This window comes from Bacteroides sp. 1001136B_160425_E2 (assembly GCF_015559655.1).
In the GTDB taxonomy this organism is placed as follows: Bacteria; Bacteroidota; Bacteroidia; order Bacteroidales; family Bacteroidaceae; genus Bacteroides; species Bacteroides luhongzhouii.
Genome location: NZ_JADMQH010000027.1, coordinates 1 through 20,658, shown reverse-complemented (window position 1 = coordinate 20,658; position 20,658 = coordinate 1). Strand labels below are relative to the sequence as shown.

The window sequence follows — 20,658 nt, the reverse complement described above, 5'->3', positions numbered from 1 at the left end:
AGCCGTTTAATCGTTTCGATAATCATGTTATTCATTTTTTAGGTGCAAAATTATTTCGTATCCGAGGTCGTTACAATCGGAATACAATCGAAACGGAGAAAAACACGCCTGAAACAACAAAAATGACTTCCGAAGTATCGGCTATCGTAGATCTTTCAATTTATCGAATCGTATTATCCGGTCAGAGATTACTTGAGATTGCTGCATCCGTAAAAGTTCATCCGCAGATATATGCAAGGTGTCACCGTCTATTTTTCTTTTCGGACTGATGGCAATGCCCGGCTTCCGAGGGTCAAGAATGCTTTGACCAATACCGCTCCATCGGAATTTTTCCAAACCAAGCAAGTTTAGAAGCGTAGGATATATGTCAATCTGTCCCATAACTTTGAGATAGTGAATCGGAACAGGAGAGTTCAATACTATGAATGGTGTGAACTCGTCTTCGGAAATTATTCCTTTCCCAGCCCTTGTATGGCACAGTTCTTTCCGGTGGTCTGCCAAGCCCTCGTGGTCACCGGTTATTACAACCATTGTACGTTCATATTCGGGACGGGTTTTCAGATATTCCACGAATTTCCCGATAGCTTCGTCTGTATAATGCGCTACTGTCATATAGTCTGCCATGATTTCGGGAACCCGATTGGAGAAATGAACGGTTTTAAGCGATTCGGGCATCTTGAACGGTGAATGACCGGAATAAGTGACCATCTGGATAAATACGTTTTCACCGGAGTGCCAAACTTCTCCTTTTTCAATCTTTTCCCTGCATTGGGCAAAAAATGCCTTATCACCCAGTCGCTTCCGATTTCCGAATGCTTCCGTCATTCGGAAATCGGGATAAGAGATAATTGTGTCTATCCCGAAACTCCGTGCCACTGCTCCTTGGTTCCATGTCTTTGTCTTGTCCACCGTGAGAAGATAGTTCCGTGTGCCTTTCAGCTCCTTCATAGCTTTGGGCAAAGTGTGGTATGTATTGAAAGGGAAACGGCAACTGTATGCGCCGGTCTGCAATGGCAACAGACCGACAAGCATAAGCAACTGGGCGTCAATGGAACGCCCTCCGTTGACTTGTGTAAGCACATGGGGCGCATACAGCGTAGACGGTTCTTTGAGGAGCCTGTTAAGGTAAGGTGTGATTTCCTGGTTTTCGACCGTAAGATTCAATACCCAACTTTCCAGTGATTCAGCCAGAATAAGGATGCAGTTGTCCCTGCATTCAATGTCCGGTACGGGAACAAGCGGCGGTCTCCCGGAGAGCCAGGCATGAATCTCACGCTCCTGTTCTTCTGTAAGTTCGGGCAACTCCTCCGCATAATCAAAATAAAGTGTGCCGAACAGCGTGTAGAGTGGCGGGCCACTGGCGTGTTGATGTGCGGATGATCTCAATGCCCTGTATATCGCAATGAAACCTCCCCGGACGGATAAATTGATACTTAACAGGGCGCATGAAAAAATCAGCAAAACTAAGTATGTCCGTCTGCTAAATCGGAATGTGATTTTCTGCCGACAACCTATCCGAAATGTAAAGAATACGGTAACAACAGTCGAAACGGGGAACAACCAATCGCACCATCGTAATGAGGCGGTCACGCTTGGCAGAAAGTCTGCAAGATTTCCCGCCAACATATAACTTGACAGAGGAATGGCTGAAAAATAGGTACGGTAATACATCAGGTTGGCAACCATCCATATATCCAGCACAGCCAAGACAAGCACGCCTGTCGCAATATGCCTTGTCAATATATAAGGGACAGACAACAGAAGGGTTGCCACAAAAGCAGTGGCATACGATTCCCAGCATGAAAAAGGTGTAAAGGTGGTGTAATAACACCATATTGCATTGAACAGGAGAAACTTGAAAAATATTCCTGCTACTGGAATGACGGACAGCATCTTGTTGTCCGTGACATTCCTTTCTTGTTTACCAACAGTCATTGGCTAATTCAGTTTAGCGATTCTTCCTAATTATTTTTCACTTCACAGAGAACGATAATATCTTGTTTCATAAGATAAAATATGTCACCATCAATTACTTCAACCTTGGCCGCTCTCAGAACAGTTCGGACAGTTGCATTCATGCTAAATACGATTCATCATTTTCCTCTTCGTTTTGTCTGCTGTTTTACGATACGACTGTCCCCCATTTCAAATGAATCCGATACGGTTTTTTCTGTATATTTCCTACTTTTTCCACCAAACGTATAAGTGATACCTATGGTGATGTCCTGCATGGGTTCAATGAATCGTGATATATTCGTGAAGTCCTTGGCGCGAGATACCGACTCCCAATACATTTTACCACCATGACCTAAACCGCTCATGCCACTGATAGCCACATCCAGTTTGTCATTGAGGAAGGAGCGTGCGAGTGTTGCGCTTATCATCATCATACCCGAATCGTAACCTTGGAGAGAGTACCGACGCGACATCCATTCCAGATTACTGCTCCATTTCAACTGCCAAGGCAGATTCTGTTGCCACCCCAGATTCAGGTTACCATGCCAACCATAGTTACGGGCATCAATCTCCCGGCTTCGCATGTCACTATAGCCCACCTCTCCATTCAGCATCAAGCGGGTTGAACGTGTCGCATTCCATGAGGCATAAGCATTCAGCGATGTCTTGCGATTTCTGGCTATATTGCCAAAGGTGGTATTTATACGCCCGTCCTTCATTGATGAATACCGGACAATACCATCGTTACTCCATGAATGATTGAGGCTGAGTCGCATTGCTAACATATTTGCCCTCAACGTATGTACAATAGCCAGATTATTTAGATGTTGTGCTTTCAGGTTGGGATTGCCATACGAAAGCTGGGTAGGGTCGGACTTATTGACGTATGGGTCGAGTTCATTGATTCTCGGTCGACGTATACGCATGGTGTAGCTCACGCCAAATGTGCTGTTCTCCTTAGCTTTGGCAGTAAGAGAGACGGATGGTACGAGGTCGCCATAGTGAAGCGAGAATTTACTCCCTTCTCCCTTCAGATAGCGTGATTTCTGCCAGGTATGTTCATAGCGAAGGCCCTCCTTCAAGCCCAGCCATCCCCATTGAGCCTCCCATTCGGCATACAGGGCGGCTATGTTTTGATATTCTCGGTAGTGCATGGCAGCCGCCTTTTGTTCCACGAAACCTCCATTCAAAAAGCGCATTTCGGTAGCCTGACTCTCTCCACGGTCGAAGGAGAACTTCACACCGGTGTTGAGTTGTTGATGCCGGGTAAGCGGAATGGTAAGGTCGGTGGATAGGTGGTGTTGTGTGGTGCGGTCACAAATTTCTGTCCGGATGTCCTTCACAGTGGAAGTGATTTCGGGGTGCAAGGAGGTGTCAAGACCATCGTATCTGTTCTCGGTATCATTCCGGTTGGGAGCATGGCTTATCTGATAACTCGCAAACAGCCTGCCCCTGTCACCCCACTGACGTTGGTAATCGATGCCTCCATCTACCGAAATCTCGTTCATATTCATCTTCTGACTACCACTGAAAGCCATCTCCTGTCCCCACATACCGCCTGAGTAAAGATAGGAGGGACGGCTCTTTTCTTTTGTGGCAAACCAAGTCGTGGACATGGAAACATGGAGTGATTGGACGGAATCAATCTCGTATCCCACACCAACTTCGCCCATTGAGAATGGCATCTTCGATGAGGACTTTTGTCGCATCCATTGACGTGTCCCGTTGCCGGTCACCTCCGATTCTACAATGGTACCCGTTGAATACATATATTCTCCGTTCAAATTTACGTCATACGACCATTTGCCTTGTTGACCGGAGAGACTGGCGTCAACTCCGTTGCTCAGAATACCTGTCAGAAGGTGTACGGAGCCACTTGTGGCTCCGTCATACCCGTCGTCTTCTAATGCCAATGCTTGTTTGGCTCCACCTTTCTTGGTGGTGATGCAAAGGACACCTCCAGTTCCCTCTGCATCATACTGGGCACCTGGATTGGTGATAACTTCAATGTTCTTCACGTGACTGGCAGGCATACTGCGTAACGTCTGTTTTGGATTGCGAGTGATGACAGTACTCAATCTTCCGTCCACATAAACCTTGAACTGTGCGGAGCCGTTTACCATGATATTGTTTCGTCCGTCCACGGTCACCATAGGAACCTTGCGCAGTATGTCCAATACACTGCGTGTCTTTGACTCCACATCATTACTCACCTGATAAGTCACCTTGTCGGTTTTTAGTTTGACTATCGGGACCTGATGCACGATGACAACCTCCTCAAGGTGCTGTGTCGGATAAACAACTATCGTATCTGCCTTTTCCTCGATTACCCCCTGTGCACTTACCCCCATAGGTAATCCTATAGCTGTTAGCAGGAATGCCTTTGCCGCCATGCCAATATTTGATTTCTTACTATGCATTTTTGCCAAAATATTTATGTTATCAAAATAACGAACCGTATCCGATTGTCAGCCATATTCTTTCCCCATTTACTGCTGCCATTAATGTTTGCATTCCAGTAATTTATCCCCAGATAAAACGCAAGATTATCCCACTTCATAATAATTTTCAGAAAACATAAGGATGAAGTGAATACACCGAGCCCACATGTAAATGCAGTCATTAATAATTAATTGGGGGCAACATGATGATCTGAATAAAGACAACGCCTCACAATATGTCAATATTACTTATTATCCTCTCCGTTTTTATTGACTTTATTTGCTTTTCCTTTGAGGATCTCAGGTTGGTTGGCAAGTATCCACAAAAAATGAGGGAAAGGCAATACCAATTTTACAGTGTTCCCATCTTTTGTTGTTTCCATCTTTTTCTTAAATATAATGTAACTATTATCTTTTGAAAATCAGCCTTTGGGAGAATGCGTTGATAAAACCAGAAGTTCCAACAGTTTTTCAAATAACTCTTGCTCTTCTATGAGTTTCAAAGGAAGTGGATTTTCCATTTTGAACTATTGACGTTATTTAATAGTATATCCAAAACTTAGGTAAGGATACAATAACGGGGTCTTATATAATCCGTATTTATCTCCAAAATTATTACTGACCCTTATCCGTAGCAGCATGAACGGCAATTTGTCATGCAAATAACTAATAAAAAGACAATTGTCAATACGACTCCTTTTTCGATATCCCATTACTCCATTCATTTTTGTTAGCAAACCATAATACATAACAATCCTATTGGAAAGAAAAAATACATGCGTTTCTTCTTCCTTCCCAATAGGTTTTTTAACACTTTATTTTACTGTAACTGAAATAGTTCCAGCTTTCTTATCCTTATCAGTAACAGTCACTGAAGTGCTGCCAGCCTTGACGCCTTTGATAATAATCTTTCCATCTTTGATTGTGACTGTGGCAATTTTCGTGTCCTTGGCGGTTGCTGTAAAAGGAGCGGAACCACCTTTTACAGTGACAGTCTCTTCCTTCCCGGCAGTTACGGATATAGACTTTTTATCGAAATCAAGTTCGGATGCCATATCTTTGACCATCACAGGAACCTTTCCTGTAAGTTTCTTTGAGTCGGAGATGAGTATGGTCGCTGTACCATTTTTGACACCGGTAATTGTAATAGTGTTCTTGTCTGCTTTAGCTGTTGCAATCTTGCTATCACTTGAGGTCACTGTAAATGGAGCCGTGCCACCGCTTACAGTCACCGTTGCTGTTTTACCGGGAGCCACTTCTACCTTAGAAGGGGTGCACTTGAGATCTGGAACTTTGGGGTCATCGTTCTTATCGCAGGAACCCATGGTTACTGCAAGAACACAGGCGAAAAACGCCATAGTGAATTTGATAAATTTTACTTTTTTCATTGTTCTTTTTTTTAAAACCTTGTTGTTTTGTTGAACGCTCTTTTATGCAATTGCAAAACAAAAGTAGTACTTCAGTGTAAGCTCTTCAATTACATTTTATCTAAAACGGCGAAAACAGCATCCGAAACGCCATATTTATTATTTGAAATAACTTTCTTATGGGTTTTGCAATCTTGTTTTAGATTATCGCATAATCATGTGAACTTTATTTTATGGGCTGTTTAATAGTCACCGTCACTTGTTCTGCCTTGTTGGACGGATTGTATAGCAAATGGCTGCATGAACTCATACATACCACGCATCCGCATAGCAGAATCCATACTGCAATAATCGTTATTTTGCTTTTTTTCTGTTTCATACTTGTCAATGATTAAAGAATAAACCTTTCAGGATTTGCTGGAACATCCCACCAAAATCAGCGTTTATTTCGCTGCCGTTATGCTTATACGACGGACGTATAATCGGCACAGTCCATTGCTGGTGGAACAAGTTGTTGCCATAACTTCTCATGCCCACATCCATTGACCATCGTTCTGCCAAATCAAAAGACAGATAACCGCCATAATGATAGCCGTCTAAACACCTCTTCGGTTTCATATCCAACAGGTATGTGCGATAGTATGTACCAAAGAGATGAAGCGATGTTTTGGGATAGAATTGATAGGAAACATCGGCTCCAATCCCGAATGTATTGCTACTCGAACGAGGAATACTCAGTTTGTGCGCATAGAGGCTTATGCCCAATTTCCACTTGTAGTTTGGAAAATATGCCGTTTTAACTTCAGCATAGTTCGATACGCCAACACCTATGATGTTTTCCTGTCTGCCACGTCCCCAAATATTCACTTTGTCAAACTGACGAATAACTCCGCCAACGCGATATTCGCCTTTATGTAAGGATGAACGGTCAATAGGGATTCCTAACGTGTAATCAGGGCTAAAATTCAAAAGCATTTCAGGCTTTTGGGGAATGATACCAAAATGTGGAGACAGAAATGATTTTCCATATTCAAAAAATGGCTGTTTGGTGGTGTCTATGTTTGATACAATCCGTTTTGTACGGTCAAGGGACAGCGTAAGGCTTTCTTGCCCGTACAATCGGGAGCAAACGGACAACATAGCCATGATAATGAGAACCACACTATATGCCGCCAGATTAATACCGCATATTTTCAATTTCTGTTTCCACATAACGGTTCTTATATTATAAACTTATACCCTTTTCAGAACATGTAAGCGCAAGATGCCACAAATGTCCTGTTCTTGCTGTCCACACCACTCTTGTTTATATTCTTCATCCCCCAATCATACCCGATGGAAAGCTGAATATGGCGGGTAATCTCCGTTCCGGCGCGGAATCCCAGTCCCCAATCGAAGCGATTGAGCATCTTGTCGCTGAACACATTGCCTGCCTTTTCTTTTGTCGTTACTGTTCCATTATTGGCAGCAATGGTTTCCTTTGCCTTGCCAAACAGACCGATGTTAAAATACGGTCCGGCATTGACGAACAAGCTGACATTCCGTCCTACGGAAAACTTGTAGCCGATATGGACGGGAATATTCAGATAGTAAGGGGTACACTTATTGTCCGAAGTATAGCCCGATGATGGCTTGTCAGGTTTTTCTTCTGCAGAGGGATTATAGTTACCGTTGTAATAGTACCCCGGACTCTTCCATCCATGAGAAGAGAGCATCAGTCCGAAATCCATGTAAAGGCCTTTTGTCACTTGCGGAAGCCCAAACTCTCCCTTTACTCCGGCGTGGAAACCGGACTGTGAATCGTAGCCACTCGGGGAACTGAGGTTGTAACCTCCCGTTATTCCCACTCTGAAATCTTGTGCTTTCGCCACCATGCAAAATGGCAGTGCGAGAAGCAATGTCAATAGAATTTTCTTCATACAAAAATCATTTATAAAAAAACAAATAAGTTACTTTCCATGCCTTATGGTCTCATTATGTGCTAATATGTACATACAATATAATTGGCCGAATATACGCTTGGACAAACGTAAATCATCTTCGTTCTCAACATCTAATTTATGGAAGCCTTGGCTATCTTTTACTATATGCTTTATAAAGCGTCGTTTTGCGATTTCCCATTTAAGGAACAGGCCATCGTCCAAAGAAGGGGGCAAACTCAATTTCTTCTCAATATTCCAAAAATCAATATCAATATAGATGCTATCATTCTTTCTGATACGTTCTTGGAAACTGTGATTATGTATAGCTATTGCTTTCTTCTCTTTCTCTTGTGACGTATGAGGATAATGTAAAGTTATGCTATCTCCTTTCTGGATAGAATACAGATCAAAATCATACCTGTCATCCAACAAATAAATTTTCACCTCATCATCACTAAAACTGTATCCGACAATCGCAAACGTTGCAATGTTCCTCTCTTCATATTTTTTTTGCAAATCCGTTGTTAAATCGACATTTGCAATAGCTAACACATAGCAAGTATCTAAAGAATTGTTTGAAAACAATTCTTTAGATTCAGCTCTCTGATAGACAAGACACAAAAGTAAGCAGAATACTATATTGGCATGTCTTCTCAAAAAACTTAAATGTTTCATGTTACTTAAAATTTAGTTTGTAAATAATTAATTTATATCTGTTGATACATTATCCATCCACTCCGTTTCCGTAATCCGGCATCCTCCTACAACGCCAATACCATTTTCCACATTGGAATAATGGCTTCTTATGGGTGCCAGCCCTTTATGTCCCAAATCATTGTTTTTGACATCGTTCACTGACTTCAGATAGCAGAAAAGTTCCCGTGACAATTTGTATAAATACACCTTGTAGGAGTATTTATAATTACTGCCGTCCCACATGGATACATAGTCTGGAGAGTAATAGGTTTTCAGACGCAAGATGTATTCTTTTCCTCTTATCCGTTCATCACTCCAGATGTAGAGATTCTGATAGAAATCATTGGAAAGATCAAATGCGGAGTTTAATCCGCTCTTATTGTACAACAGCGGCTCGTCACCCACTTCAAATTCAATATCGTGGTATTCTATGTCCGTAACTTCATTGTCCGACGTACTGGTATAAATACATCTGCGCACTACTCGTATTCCGTAATAATCTTCCGTGTCGGCATTGTCCTGAAATGTAACAAGGAAATGCAACTTTGTATCAATTTCACGTTTTAACTTCATATCCAATTTCTTCAACGGGAAAGAAGACGGCAATACGGTTTCAGAACTTACAGACGGGAGTCCGTCGGCAGATGCCTTTATATCCACCTTGTCAGCTTCATTGTATCTGCCAAGCACATAGTAACACCGGGCAGGGAGAGAAGATGTCGCATTTTCGTTCCAATACACCGGTTGTTCCTTGCCGTTCACCGTAAAATTAATTCCGGCATCAGGAATGCCCTTTTGCAGTTCCCCTTTATTGGAAACCGGTACGCTGCGTGACAATTGTATCAACGTGGTGTCCTTGTCGGCGCAAGGCATACAATAGAGAACTATTTTCTCTCGGGCATTTATATCATTCAATTCGAACTCATAACTGCACGAAGAGAACATCAACGCCATCATCCAGAATGTCAGATTTTTTATTTTCATTTGCTGTCAGAATTTTAGTGTGTAACTGAATGAAGGGAGTATAGGGAACATACCCGTGGCTTTCCCTTTGAAACTGCCATCGGGCATTTCTTTCACCTTGCCATAAAGGGGATTCATACGGCAATAGGCGTTATAAACACTGATGTTCCATATACGCTCATATCCCCGTTTGGTGATACTGCGAAAATTAATGCCGAGGTCAAGCCGATGATATGCCGGAAGCGACACATTGTTCGGCTGCTCGTATATCCATTCCGAAACAGGCTCGCCTCCGATGCCGGGTATGGCAGGAGCATTGACCTGTTGTTGCGGCACGGTCATACGGTTTCCCGTATGGTAGCTCCATGAAGCGTATGCTTCTATCCGGGAAGAGAAATTATGGCGAATGCTAAGGTTCAATTTATGGCGATTGTCAAATTTGTCGGGATACCATCCTTTATAGAATGTCGGGAAATTACGCTTGCTCCATGACAAGGTATAAGCCGCACTGATGTATGTCCGGCTATTGCCGTAGCCGGCTTCCCATTCCAGTCCGTATGCCTTTCCCTTGCCCTCATGGATTTTTTCTTCCCAATCATCTGCAGAGGGCGTGAGACTGTTGCCACCGTCATACTCCACAATGTGATTCATCGTTTTATAAAATCCCTCCATATTCAACCGGACACGGAAAGGTAGTTGCAGATACATTCCAACCGCATATTGTCGGGAGCGCATTGGTGCAATCCTTTTTGTGGAAGGTACCCAAAAATCCATCGGCAAATTCAGGTATGTATTGGAAAGCTGATGCATGAATTGGCTCATTTCCGTATAGGAAGCCTTGAACGTCACACGGTCACTACATTGGTAACGGATGGACGCACGGGGTTCTATGGAGTGGTATGTCTTACCTGTTATATGGAATAGAGTGTAATGAAGTCCGGCATTCAGTTTCAGACGGTTTCCCAAAGCAATGTCATCTTCCACATACAATGAAAATTCCTGTCCGTTATAAGAACCTGATGCCTGTCGTGACAGGGTGTCTTTCCGGTTGTCAGTCCCGGAATAATCCCATGTACGTGCGCTTTGTGGACGGAAAAAGTGCATCAGGTAATTTGACCCCATGCGCAGGCGGTGCGCAGGATTTGGCCGATAATCGAACTCCATACGGTAGCCAATATCATCAATAGTGGAACGGTTGTTACGCTCACTATGGGTAATTCCAGATAGTTGCCCTTCATCAAAAACTTTTTCTTCGGAAAGGTAATCGTGACAGGAACGGTTATGGGTATAGACACCCGTAAATATGGAATACAGTTTTGGAGAGAATTGGTACTTCCAATTCAGGGACGCTGTCAGATTACCCCATTGCAGGTTGAACTTGGTATGATCTTCTTCCCTGTTGTAGTCCGTGCCATACTCTTTCTCAAATTGTTTGTTGTTTACTTTCATGATATCATTGCCAGAATATAGGCTGATGTCTGCGCGGCTACGTTCCGAAAAGCGGTGCGTTATTTTAGCGTTTATGTCATGGAAGGCATAGCGCATATTTATCTTATCGGTCTTTGAACTGTTGCGTATGGCCAATGCCGGTACTGTGATGACATCGAGCCATGTGCGACGCATTGCAATGTTGAACGAGGTTTGGTCTTTCTTTATGGGACCTTCAAATTGGATTCGCCCGTCCAAAAGCCCTATGCTTACCGCGCCGTGGTATTTTTTCATGTTCCCGTCGTTAGTGCGCACATCCACAACAGAAGAGAGTCTTCCGCCATAACGTGCAGGGAAGCCGCTCTTGTAGAAGTCAATATTTTTTACAATATCCGTGTTGAATGCAGAAAAAAGACCTCCCAAATGGTTCACCTGATAAAGAGGTGTGCCGTCCAACAGAAAAAGGTTCTCATCATTCCCTCCACCATGTACATACAGCCCGGAAATGAGTTCGGTACCAGCCGCCACACCCGGTAGATTCTGTAATGTCTTTACCACATCCGGCGAACTCATAAGCGCATATCCAGTATTCAGTTCTTTGGAAGTCAATGAAACTTTTCCTGTTTGGGTCGTCATCAACGGAGAATTCAAATCGGCGGTCACAACCACTTCTTCCAATTGATGCCCCTCTTTAAGATGAACTTTCAAGGTTGTATCATGCCGGAGAACCACATTTTCTGTATGTTCGCCACAGCCTATGGATGAAAAGCGTATGGTGTGATGTCCTTCTGGAAGTGTAATACTGAAGAAGCCGTGTTCGTTGCTCAACGTACCTGTTGCTGTCGTGACATCCCATATGGTGGCATTTATGACTGTTTCACCATCATGCTGATAGACATAGCCACTCAAAGTGTATTCCTTTTTCCTACTTAATAGGACATGTTTCCCGTTTACTTCCCATTTTATATCCGTATGATGGAATAATTCATTCAAAGCGGAGTGCAAGTCACGTCCTTTTAAGAGTTTGCCTATATAGGGTATATCCAGTTTTAATGAGGCATCATACACGAAATTTACGGCATACTCTTTTTTAACTGCCTCCATCTGTTGTCTGACGGTACATGAATGAACCTTATGCTGTGCGTGGAGCGAAAGTGGCAATATGAGCGAGGTCAATATGAAGATTGTCAGCCTACTCATTTCACGACCTCCTTCCTTATCTTTACATCCAGTGTTTTTTCTATCATGGAAATAATTTCATCCAGATTATCTGTATCAAATTTTGCCGTAAGTGTCTTTCCGGTAGAAACACAAGTCAGTTTGACATGGAAGTGTTCGGACAATTCTTTCAGCACTTCAGACAAAGGGGTGTTTTCATAAACGAACCTCCCGAATTTGTCAGAATGATCTTTATCAGAGTTTTGTATCTTCACCAGTTGTGTGTCCGATCCAAATGGCAGAACAGCCTGCATATTTTTGGTAAGTACAATGCCATTCTTATCGTTTTGGGAAGAGAACAACACCTTGCCTGACGATACATGAATTTCGGTAACGGAATCGTCATTGTTCTCGTTTACCTCGAACTGTGTACCCAGCACTTTTATTTTAGCATATTTCCCTGATACAATAAACGGAGTGTGCCGGTTGCGGCGCACATCAAAACCGATTCTTCCGGTCATATCAACTTCCCGTTTGTTTTTATTGAACTTGTCTGGCAGATAACTGAGCGTTGAATTAGGAAATAGCGTAACCTCTGAACTGTCTGGAAGTATGAATGTTGTGGCGTCAGCATAAGAATATAGGCAAACAGGAGATTTTTTCTCCCCTATAAGATAATATGCAGTAAACAGGCATACCGCAACAGAGGCGGCAATCCCCGATATATATCGAAGCCACGTGCGCTCTTTTACCGGATGTGTTTCTTTATATCTGCGTATAGCTTTTCGGGTATCAAACACTCCAGGAGAATAATACCTTAAAACAAACTGTAATCCTTTTAATTCTTCTTTGTCCATTTGCGATGTTATTTTTAGCTAAGAGTACAATCAACCGAAATCCTACTATTCCAAACTGAAAAAATTATCCGAAAAAGAAAAAATAAATTTTCAGGCTCTCACCTTTGATGGCTTTAAGTGCCTTACTGATTTGGTTCTTGACAGTGTTTACGGAGATTCCAAGTTTGTCTGCAGCTTCTTCATATTTCAACCCGTCCCTTTTGCACAGCAGGAAAACTTCACGACAACGGTCAGACAATGAATCTATGGCAGTCCACATTCTTGCTTCCATGAATGATTGTTCTTTGTATTCTGTATCGATAAGAGTTTCCTCAAACTCTGAAATGAAACGGTTACGGTCAATCAGGCTTTCCTTTTTCAGGACAAGAAAGCATCTGTTGCGCACCATTATATACAGATAGGATTTAACATCTGAGACGAGATAGCCTTTCTCGGAACGTTCGAGAAATTCAGTCAAACAGTCCTGTACGACATCCTCCGCATCCTCCGTTATATGCAGGTAATGTAGTGCATACAGACACAATGGGCGATAGTATCTCCGAAAAATACTATCTAAATCTATTCTTTCAAATTTGGTTGATTCAGACTTTATCATGCGGTATTTACCCTATATGGATGCAAAATTACCCGTGTTGCTTTGGCTGTAACAGTAAAATTCGACTGAAACGGATAAATTTATATCTGAACCGCCTAAATAGGCTGTTTATTTTGAAAAACAGATTTTTTAAGTGGCATTTCGGCAAACATAAAGTGCAACTCCATTCGTTTCAACATTCATTTTCATCACTTCAAGGGTGATTTTATCCGTTTCAGTCGGTTTTATCCTATCAACTAAAGAAGTAAATCCCTATTTTTGCAGAATATGAAGTAACTTTGTATCCGATATGACCAACGAGAAAATGAAAATAATGAATTGGAAGAACGGTCTGTTGTTATCGACCGTTTCCTATATACTCTACCTCATTCTGTGGTTTATACTCGATGATGAAACCGCCGACCAATTGCCGGAGATGGCAATAGCCGATTATATCATCGATTATCTGTTGTGTATGCTATTTACCTACATCTCTTTAGGATTTTCCTTTTTGGTCTTTAGGATATTGCCATTCAAGACATCCTACGTGTGGGTGATTGTCTATGCATCCTGCCTTTTTACCCTGAACAACGTTGTCGCATTCGGCATGATTTCTTTGTTCAACTTCTTATGGGGTGAAAACGGGAACGGGCTTCTTGACGAACTCCTCAATATGAAAGGCGCATATACTTTTGCCATGATTTCCACATTCTTGTCGAGCGTCTATGCCAACACATTCTATCTTCAGTCTTACATCAAGGCACGCGATGAGAAACAGACACTTGAAATGGCACTGATGAAAGAAAAGGAGATAGCCTTGCAGTCACAGCTCAATTCCCTGAAACTGCAAATCAATCCGCATTTCATGTTCAACAACTTCAACAACCTGCTGGAGCTGATTGAGGAGGATAGCGGACTTGCCGGAAAATTCCTGAGCCATTTGTCGAAAGTGTATAGATACATCATCACCAATCTGGACAGGAATCTGATACCTGTCGCGGACGAAATCAAGTTTCTTGATTCATATTTGTACTTGATGAAAGTGCGTCACGATGAAGGAGTCATTGCAAAAGTAAGTCCGGACGTCAGACAATGCAAAGGTTTTCTTCCTCCGGCAGTGTTGCAACTTCTTGTGGAAAACGCAATAAAACATAACAGCTTTTCATCTGAACATCCGCTGGTCATTGACATAAAGCTGTCCGATGATTACATAACCGTCTGCAACCTGAAACTACCTTTGATGTCCCCAATCGAATCAACCGGTTTAGGACTTAAAAATATCACAGAACGATATGCTTTGCTTTGTGACAAAAAGGTCAAGATAGAGAATGCCGAAAACTTCTATTCGGTAAGTCTGCCCATCATAAAAAACACCATCTCCTATGAACATACTGATTCTTGAAGACGAGCCACGCAATGCCAAACGCCTCATAAGGCTGCTGAGCGACATTGACAGAACATTTATTGTCGAAGGCCCTCTTGCCAGCATCAAAGAGACAGTCGAATTCTTTCAATCCGGCAAAACCACAGACCTCATCCTTGCGGATATCCGTTTGACTGACGGTTTGAGTTTCGAGGCTCTAAAATATGCCCCGGCAACCATACCCATCATATTTACCACCGCATACGACGAATATGCGGTACAGGCATTCAAGTTCAATAGTTTCGACTATCTTCTGAAACCGTTGGATTCGGATGAACTTGAAGCGGCCATTGACAAGGCGGCCAAAGCCGGTAAGAATTACACCGACGAAAACCTACAGCAGCTTTTCGATGCCTTACAGAAGAACAAGTTCCGTTATCGGGAGCGTTTCTTGCTTCCTTACCGTGACGGATATAAGACCGTGCGCGTTTCGGACATCAACCACATCGAAACAGAAAACAAGATTGTATATCTCCGTCTTAACAACGGCACTTCCGAAGTGGTCAATGTGTCAATGGATGAACTTGAGCACCAACTGAATCCCGACTATTTCTTCCGGGCAAACCGCCAATATATTATCAATGTAGAGCACGTTTTGTTCCTCGGTAATTATTTTGGAGGAAAGTTGATTATCCGTTTGAAAGGTTATCCGAAGACGGAAATACAAGTGAGTAAGGAAAAGGCGCAGAGGCTTAAAGAATGGATTGACAGGTAGTAATCAGCATACTTTGGCGAAATTTTCATTCATTTCATATAGCCGAATGAGACTGATAAAATCTCATTCGGTTGTAAAATTGTAATAAAGTCACGTAACTCGCAACAAGCATTTTATTCGATAGTGAAACAAACGCTATAACAAATCTCGATTATTACAGTTTATCATATAATCACTTTACTTTATTTTTTTTCTATAGGCACCCGGATTAAAGTAAACCTAATCCTGTTTGCAATCCTGCTATATGTAGATGTAAAAATATGCCCATTCTATACTATTTAACAATGTCAAAGTTTACATCGGACTAATCGAACAACCCGTTTACAAGATTGACTGCATCATCTTTTTTCTGATTGATGATTTTTGCGTACACCTGTGTCATTTTCACATCGGCATGACCGAGCAGTTTCGAGGTCGTATAAAGGTCTGCTCCAAGGGTCAGCATCATCGTGGCGAACGTGTGCCGGGCTGTGTGAAATGTAAATCGCTTGTCGATACCTGCGGCTTTCGCCCAAGGTTTGATAAGTAAGTTCATCATCGACGGACTGGGTAAATCGAACACATGATCGTCTGCTGTCTTTTCTCCTCGTTCCGGCATCCACTTCAAGGCTTCGGGAGAAAGCGGCAGATAAATCGGCTCCTTAGTTTTCTGCATGGACACCGCCAACCGATATTGTCCTCTATCAACGAAAACATCTTTCCACTTCAATCTGACAATATCGCTCACGCGCAATCCGCAGAAGCAGGAGAACAAATAGGCGGACTTCACAGCCTCATTATTCATCGGAGTGGCAATCAATGCCCGGACTTCCTCGATAGTCATATATGAACGTTTGCTCTCCGGCAGACGAATCTTATCCGAATTATTGATCTTGGTAAACGGATTAACCTTTATAATCTCCGCACGAACGGCAGCATTCAAAGCTCCGTTCAGAATGCGGTAGTAGGTGTGAAGCGTAAAGTTCGACACTCGTTTCCCTTTGGGGCGATATTCCGTCATCAGATAATCGAGGTAGTCCTGACAGAATGCCTTGTCTATCCGATCCATTGTCATCCGCTCTCCTGCATAATCTTTCAAGATGCGAATGGTAACCGAGATTTGGTTTCCGTCTTTCTTTCCCCGCTTTGCCTGATTCTCTTTATACGTATTCATCCAATCGAGCAGGAATACCTTTTCCCTGTTCTCGATACCCGCTTCTCCATTCGTCAATTCAATGATGCGCTTCGATTTGATGGCATTAGCTGCGTCCATCGTAACCTGATTCCGTTTCCGGGCATTATTGTCCGTTTCCGGGATGATATACATTTTGAGGTACTCGTATGTCCGCTTTCCGTCGCGGTATATATCCAGATACAGACTCTTACTTCCGTCACTCAACGGCTTCATCCGAAGACGGATTGGTTCTTTGACTTTCGTCGGCTTCTTTACTCGTGGCATAAGCAATTCCTTTTTTCGTTATTTCTGTTGCAAAGGTAGAAATAATAATCCGAAACAAGGAACAAACAAGAAACAAAAATGTACCGAATAAGAACCAAACAACCGAAAACAATGAAAGCAACTGAAAAGAAATACATCTTTATAAATAGCTATAAAACAGCGTATTTATTTTCATTTGTTTGGTTATTATTTTCATTTTAGATGTGTATTCTATAAATCTGGAAAATTTCATAAGTCAAGGATAATAAGCAAGAACGCTCACGTCAATGTTATATACTCATCCGAAAGATGAACTATATACTATATTGGCGTGGGCTATTGTTTATTACTTGACTTAGGGCAGTCCAGAGCCTCAGATTAGGTAATATTCAATAGTTCCCACGCTTCTTGCATGTAGTAGCCAACTATAGGGAACAAGTTGGCATAAATACAGGTATATAAGAAACAGACAGTCTATTTTACTACTCAACAGTTCTTTATCAAAGAAGTGTGCAACTCTATGTTGTGTTCCTCACACTTATATCTCAATTATTAACGCTCTCTATTAGGAACGTAGAAGCACAAACAGATTATTACAATGAAGATATTCAGATTAATTGGTATGCTTCTCATAGGAAGTAGTACTCTATTCTCTTGTAGTAATAATGAGGATGAACTACCACCTAAAGAACAGGAGCAAACTAACCAAGAAACTTACACTATCTCATTCAATTTGGGCGGAGAATTTATCTCCACTTCTGAAACTCCTTTAAGCAGAACAGAAGTTACACCAAAGAAGATATATGGGATTAATGTGTACTATAAGAAGGATGCAACAGATACGTGGTATGATAAATATGCCTATGGATTGTTTGACAATATTCAAGATATGACTATATCTCTGATTAGTGGATATAAGTATAAGTTTGAATGTACCATGATACAGAATGACAATGATATGATTTATCATGATAAGAATGGATATTATGGAAGACCTTTTGTGTCTGGAAGCAGTTATAATGGAAATTATAACGGAAGTACAGCTCAACTGACTAATAAATTTAATGTCTCAACAACGGATTACCAATGTTTAGATTACATTGAATATGGTACTACGGACGTATGTACGGAATCAAATTTTGTTAGAAGCAATTATCCTAAAACTGATAGATTCTATGGCGAGCTAACCGATTATATTCCTACAAAAGACGGAGTTGCCAATATAGATTTAAAGCGTACAGCCTTTGGGCTTAAATTTATAGTAACTCCACCTGTAGACGGTAAACTGTATATTAACAGCATTACAATAAACAATGAATCTAACTCCATAAATTCCAATGTTGAGGTATCAGCAGGTGAGAATGTATTAGAAACATCATTTATGTGTACTTTCTATGAGGTTTATAAATGTTGGCAAGCAGAGGACTATACTAAAGACCTCACCATACAGTTAAAATGGGAACGGGCTAATGGAGCAACTCAAACATTTAGTAAGACAATTACTGTAAAACGCAATGTAATGACTACTGTCAATGTAAATGTGAATGGCAGTACTACAGATTCTTCTTTAGGAGTTAAAGAGGATGATACTCCAATGGGAAATGAGAATGTTGATATGAATTTCAATGGTGGTGATTTAAATGATAATGAGGTGAACCCTAATGTATAATTTATTAATTAACTAAAACAATTTAAAGATGAAGACATTAAGATTTATTGGAACGACCTTGTTAATGGTTGTGTTGTGTTTGAACTTTACCGCTTGTGGTGATGATGACGATGATGATACTCCTACTTCCGAGAAACTTGTAGGTCAGTGGATATTGGTTTATGAAGAAGGATATGAGAAGAATCCTGCATATCCCGAATATGATGAAGAATGGTCGAGAGTCCCCGAAGGAGAATGTTATGATTATGGACATTTGACATTTAGAGCAGACGGAACATTCACTGAATATGAATTAGATAACTCTATCATTGGTAATGGTAAATGGACGTTAAGTAATGGTCTTTTATCTTTACGGTATGGTTCAGATACAGATGTGTATGATTTGAAAGTTACAGAATTGACTTCTACAAAGTTGGTACTTGAATGTTATGAAGAGAAGACAGATGGTGACAAGGAATACTCTAAAATGACTTATCAAAAGAAGTAAATACATTTTATGAAGACATTAAGATTTATTGGTATGGCTTTAGTAGCCATTATTATGAGTGTGAACTTTGTAGCTTGTAGTGATGACGATGATGACAACCCCATTGTTGGTACATGGCGAAGTGAAGTGGATAACTATGGTTATAGTGATTCATATACATTCAATGCAGACGGAAGTGGTATATGGCAAGAGTTTAAAGATAACAAACAAACTGATTCTGAATCATTTAAATATTCTGTAGACGGTGATAAGATTACATTTACATGGACAGATGAGGTATATACATCTACCTTCTCTATTTCTGGCAATCGTTTAACGATTAAAGATAATGAAGATTCTGAAACTTATACCAAGCAGTAAATAATAAAATCCAACGATATATGAGGACTTTACGATTAATAGGTTCAGTAATCATGGTTATAATGATGAGTCTGAATTTTATTGCTTGTAGTGATGACGATGAAAACGATAACAGACCTCTTGCGGAGAAGCTTATAGGGCACTGGGTACTTACTTATGAGGAAGGGTTTGAGAAGGACTTTGAACACCCTGAATATGATGAAGCATGGAGCCATGCGCCTAAAGATGAATGTGAATATTTCGGTAACTTCACCTTTAGGGAAGACGGTACTTATAGTGAATATGATTTGGACGGTACAAGTAACCCGCAGAGTATTGAGAAATGGGAAGTGAATGGTGATGTTATAACTCTTATTGAAGATGAATATGAACAGTATGATTTAAAGGTTCTTGAAATCAGTTCCAATAAGCTAGTACTTGAATTTCATGATAAAGATGAAGCATCTGAACACTATGCTAAAATGACCTATAAGAGAGGTTGACCTCTTAGTCCAACAAATAAAGGCAGCATTTGAAGTAACATTCACTTGCTGCCTTATTAATTACCTCCTTCTCTTCTTAACTAATTTATGCTTATCCTTCTTAGCTGAATTTGAGAATAGCTGTTCTAACATTTCCCTTGTAATAGGTAAATATGTGACTTCTGTGAGTTTGGTTTCTTTAATCTCTTGTGGTAAATAATGAATTGTGTTAGTCTTCTTTGGCGTTACTTGCATATTTGTGTAGCAATAAATAGGTTGGTAATTGAATCATCTACAGTAAAGGTACTAAGAAGCAGGGGAAGAACATAATACATGGAGCGAAGTTTTAAATATTGCAGGGCAGGTACACATATAAATAAAATTCTGCATTTGGGTATAATAAGAAACAGTGATTTAATTCTTGATATGAGGAATTATTATTAACTTTGCAGGGTAAGTTCAATGTTGACTAATTGTTGACTGATAACCTACAATGAGATTATTAATAGGTTGACATACTGTTATTTAATAGAATAAAAATTAGAGCCTCATAATCTGGAGGTCCTTGGTTCAAGCCCAAGATGGCCCACAAAGAAAGTCCTCATAGACAGCTGTTTATGAGGACTTTTCTTTTGGTATAGATTCTCTGATTATGGTGCAAATTGCAGCAAAATCACCTCAAATTACGGGTCAGTCCGAAAACCCTGTGGGTATGTTAAATCTACCCTGTTAGTTTGCATAATCTAAAAATAAAGAATGGTATA

General features: G+C 41.1%; 19 protein-coding genes. 6 read left to right on the top strand and 13 right to left on the bottom strand.

Going from position 1 to position 20,658, the window contains the following annotated elements:
* Nucleotides 1-141: 141 nt before the first annotated feature.
* The 12 genes from I2I04_RS21210 to I2I04_RS21155 all read right to left on the bottom strand — a co-directional run bounded on the left by I2I04_RS21210 (nt 142) and on the right by I2I04_RS21155 (nt 13,383).
* Nucleotides 142-1,935: an LTA synthase family protein gene (locus I2I04_RS21210; RefSeq protein ID WP_195655826.1), complete on the bottom strand. Its 1,794-nt coding sequence runs from the start codon at nt 1,933-1,935 to the stop codon at nt 142-144.
* Between the two features lie 158 nt (nt 1,936-2,093).
* The gene (locus I2I04_RS21205) at nt 2,094-4,376 is read right to left on the bottom strand and encodes an outer membrane beta-barrel family protein (RefSeq protein ID WP_195655825.1); all 2,283 of its coding nucleotides are present in this window, start codon (nt 4,374-4,376) and stop codon (nt 2,094-2,096) included.
* A 266-nt stretch (nt 4,377-4,642) separates the two neighbouring features.
* Nucleotides 4,643-4,780, bottom strand: a complete 138-nt coding sequence (locus I2I04_RS23340) for a hypothetical protein (protein ID WP_229097317.1) — start codon at nt 4,778-4,780, stop codon at nt 4,643-4,645.
* A 432-nt stretch (nt 4,781-5,212) separates the two neighbouring features.
* Nucleotides 5,213-5,785: an Ig-like domain-containing protein gene (locus I2I04_RS21195; RefSeq protein ID WP_007655484.1), complete on the bottom strand. Its 573-nt coding sequence runs from the start codon at nt 5,783-5,785 to the stop codon at nt 5,213-5,215.
* 205 nt (nt 5,786-5,990) lie between these two features.
* Nucleotides 5,991-6,143: a hypothetical protein gene (locus tag I2I04_RS21190; protein WP_167371343.1), complete on the bottom strand. Its 153-nt coding sequence runs from the start codon at nt 6,141-6,143 to the stop codon at nt 5,991-5,993.
* Between the two features lie 5 nt (nt 6,144-6,148).
* The gene (locus tag I2I04_RS21185; protein ID WP_195366352.1) at nt 6,149-6,976 is read right to left on the bottom strand and encodes a hypothetical protein; all 828 of its coding nucleotides are present in this window, start codon (nt 6,974-6,976) and stop codon (nt 6,149-6,151) included.
* Nucleotides 6,977-7,008: 32 nt separating this feature from the next.
* On the bottom strand, nt 7,009-7,683 hold the full coding sequence (locus tag I2I04_RS21180) for a porin family protein (protein WP_195366353.1): 675 nt from the start codon (nt 7,681-7,683) through the stop codon (nt 7,009-7,011).
* Nucleotides 7,684-7,713: 30 nt separating this feature from the next.
* Nucleotides 7,714-8,361: a hypothetical protein gene (locus tag I2I04_RS21175; RefSeq protein ID WP_195366354.1), complete on the bottom strand. Its 648-nt coding sequence runs from the start codon at nt 8,359-8,361 to the stop codon at nt 7,714-7,716.
* Between the two features lie 27 nt (nt 8,362-8,388).
* Nucleotides 8,389-9,366: a DUF4249 domain-containing protein gene (locus tag I2I04_RS21170; protein ID WP_195366355.1), complete on the bottom strand. Its 978-nt coding sequence runs from the start codon at nt 9,364-9,366 to the stop codon at nt 8,389-8,391.
* Nucleotides 9,367-9,372: 6 nt separating this feature from the next.
* Complete coding sequence (locus tag I2I04_RS21165) at nt 9,373-11,973, bottom strand: TonB-dependent receptor domain-containing protein (RefSeq protein WP_195366356.1); 2,601 nt, start codon at nt 11,971-11,973, stop codon at nt 9,373-9,375.
* Nucleotides 11,970-12,788 (bottom strand): FecR family protein, encoded by an 819-nt coding sequence (locus I2I04_RS21160; RefSeq protein WP_195366357.1) that lies wholly within the window; start codon nt 12,786-12,788, stop codon nt 11,970-11,972. Before I2I04_RS21160 ends, I2I04_RS21165 begins: the two co-directional genes overlap by 4 nt.
* A 64-nt stretch (nt 12,789-12,852) precedes the next feature.
* Nucleotides 12,853-13,383 (bottom strand): sigma-70 family RNA polymerase sigma factor, encoded by a 531-nt coding sequence (locus I2I04_RS21155; protein WP_229127025.1) that lies wholly within the window; start codon nt 13,381-13,383, stop codon nt 12,853-12,855.
* A 289-nt stretch (nt 13,384-13,672) separates the two neighbouring features.
* Between I2I04_RS21155 and I2I04_RS21150 the strand changes: the two genes are divergently transcribed.
* Entirely contained in the window at nt 13,673-14,764 is a 1,092-nt protein-coding gene (locus I2I04_RS21150) for a sensor histidine kinase (RefSeq protein WP_195655824.1), read from the top strand.
* Nucleotides 14,745-15,500: a LytR/AlgR family response regulator transcription factor gene (locus I2I04_RS21145; protein WP_195655823.1), complete on the top strand. Its 756-nt coding sequence runs from the start codon at nt 14,745-14,747 to the stop codon at nt 15,498-15,500. The genes I2I04_RS21150 and I2I04_RS21145 overlap by 20 nt, the downstream gene beginning before the upstream one ends.
* A gap of 304 nt (nt 15,501-15,804) precedes the next feature.
* On the opposite strand, the gene I2I04_RS21140 is transcribed toward I2I04_RS21145, so the two are convergent.
* Nucleotides 15,805-16,938, bottom strand: coding sequence for a site-specific integrase (locus tag I2I04_RS21140; protein WP_151928107.1), 1,134 nt, complete (start codon nt 16,936-16,938; stop codon nt 15,805-15,807).
* 577 nt (nt 16,939-17,515) lie between these two features.
* On the opposite strand from I2I04_RS21140, the gene I2I04_RS21135 reads away from it, so the two are divergent.
* Genes I2I04_RS21135 through I2I04_RS21120 form a run of 4 tightly spaced genes read left to right on the top strand, consistent with a single transcriptional unit; the run spans nt 17,516 to nt 19,915 of the window.
* Entirely contained in the window at nt 17,516-18,586 is a 1,071-nt protein-coding gene (locus tag I2I04_RS21135; RefSeq protein WP_229127024.1) for a hypothetical protein, read from the top strand.
* A gap of 28 nt (nt 18,587-18,614) precedes the next feature.
* The gene (locus I2I04_RS21130; protein ID WP_117808984.1) at nt 18,615-19,073 is read left to right on the top strand and encodes a lipocalin family protein; all 459 of its coding nucleotides are present in this window, start codon (nt 18,615-18,617) and stop codon (nt 19,071-19,073) included.
* A gap of 33 nt (nt 19,074-19,106) precedes the next feature.
* Nucleotides 19,107-19,433 (top strand): DUF5640 domain-containing protein, encoded by a 327-nt coding sequence (locus I2I04_RS21125; RefSeq protein WP_229127023.1) that lies wholly within the window; start codon nt 19,107-19,109, stop codon nt 19,431-19,433.
* Nucleotides 19,434-19,453: 20 nt separating this feature from the next.
* Nucleotides 19,454-19,915, top strand: a complete 462-nt coding sequence (locus I2I04_RS21120) for a lipocalin family protein (RefSeq protein ID WP_008650602.1) — start codon at nt 19,454-19,456, stop codon at nt 19,913-19,915.
* Nucleotides 19,916-20,658: the final 743 nt, after the last annotated feature.

Excerpts from the sequence above, each read along its gene's own strand:
- I2I04_RS21135 (WP_229127024.1), top strand. The coding sequence starts at position 17,516 with ATGAAGATATTCAGATTAATTGGTATGCTTCTCATAGGAAGTAGTACT.
- I2I04_RS21160 (WP_195366357.1), bottom strand. The coding sequence starts at position 12,788 with ATGGACAAAGAAGAATTAAAAGGATTACAGTTTGTTTTAAGGTATTAT.
- I2I04_RS21140 (WP_151928107.1), bottom strand. The coding sequence starts at position 16,938 with ATGCCACGAGTAAAGAAGCCGACGAAAGTCAAAGAACCAATCCGTCTT.
- I2I04_RS21185 (WP_195366352.1), bottom strand. The coding sequence starts at position 6,976 with ATGTGGAAACAGAAATTGAAAATATGCGGTATTAATCTGGCGGCATAT.
- I2I04_RS21175 (WP_195366354.1), bottom strand. The coding sequence starts at position 8,361 with ATGAAACATTTAAGTTTTTTGAGAAGACATGCCAATATAGTATTCTGC.
- I2I04_RS21120 (WP_008650602.1), top strand. The coding sequence starts at position 19,454 with ATGAGGACTTTACGATTAATAGGTTCAGTAATCATGGTTATAATGATG.
- I2I04_RS21125 (WP_229127023.1), top strand. The coding sequence starts at position 19,107 with ATGGCTTTAGTAGCCATTATTATGAGTGTGAACTTTGTAGCTTGTAGT.
- I2I04_RS21155 (WP_229127025.1), bottom strand. The coding sequence starts at position 13,383 with ATGATAAAGTCTGAATCAACCAAATTTGAAAGAATAGATTTAGATAGT.
- I2I04_RS21210 (WP_195655826.1), bottom strand. The coding sequence starts at position 1,935 with ATGACTGTTGGTAAACAAGAAAGGAATGTCACGGACAACAAGATGCTG.
- I2I04_RS21180 (WP_195366353.1), bottom strand. The coding sequence starts at position 7,683 with ATGAAGAAAATTCTATTGACATTGCTTCTCGCACTGCCATTTTGCATG.
- I2I04_RS21165 (WP_195366356.1), bottom strand. The coding sequence starts at position 11,973 with ATGAGTAGGCTGACAATCTTCATATTGACCTCGCTCATATTGCCACTT.
- I2I04_RS21170 (WP_195366355.1), bottom strand. The coding sequence starts at position 9,366 with ATGAAAATAAAAAATCTGACATTCTGGATGATGGCGTTGATGTTCTCT.
- I2I04_RS23340 (WP_229097317.1), bottom strand. The coding sequence starts at position 4,780 with ATGGAAACAACAAAAGATGGGAACACTGTAAAATTGGTATTGCCTTTC.
- I2I04_RS21130 (WP_117808984.1), top strand. The coding sequence starts at position 18,615 with ATGAAGACATTAAGATTTATTGGAACGACCTTGTTAATGGTTGTGTTG.
- I2I04_RS21205 (WP_195655825.1), bottom strand. The coding sequence starts at position 4,376 with ATGCATAGTAAGAAATCAAATATTGGCATGGCGGCAAAGGCATTCCTG.
- I2I04_RS21195 (WP_007655484.1), bottom strand. The coding sequence starts at position 5,785 with ATGAAAAAAGTAAAATTTATCAAATTCACTATGGCGTTTTTCGCCTGT.
- I2I04_RS21150 (WP_195655824.1), top strand. The coding sequence starts at position 13,673 with ATGACCAACGAGAAAATGAAAATAATGAATTGGAAGAACGGTCTGTTG.
- I2I04_RS21145 (WP_195655823.1), top strand. The coding sequence starts at position 14,745 with ATGAACATACTGATTCTTGAAGACGAGCCACGCAATGCCAAACGCCTC.
- I2I04_RS21190 (WP_167371343.1), bottom strand. The coding sequence starts at position 6,143 with ATGAAACAGAAAAAAAGCAAAATAACGATTATTGCAGTATGGATTCTG.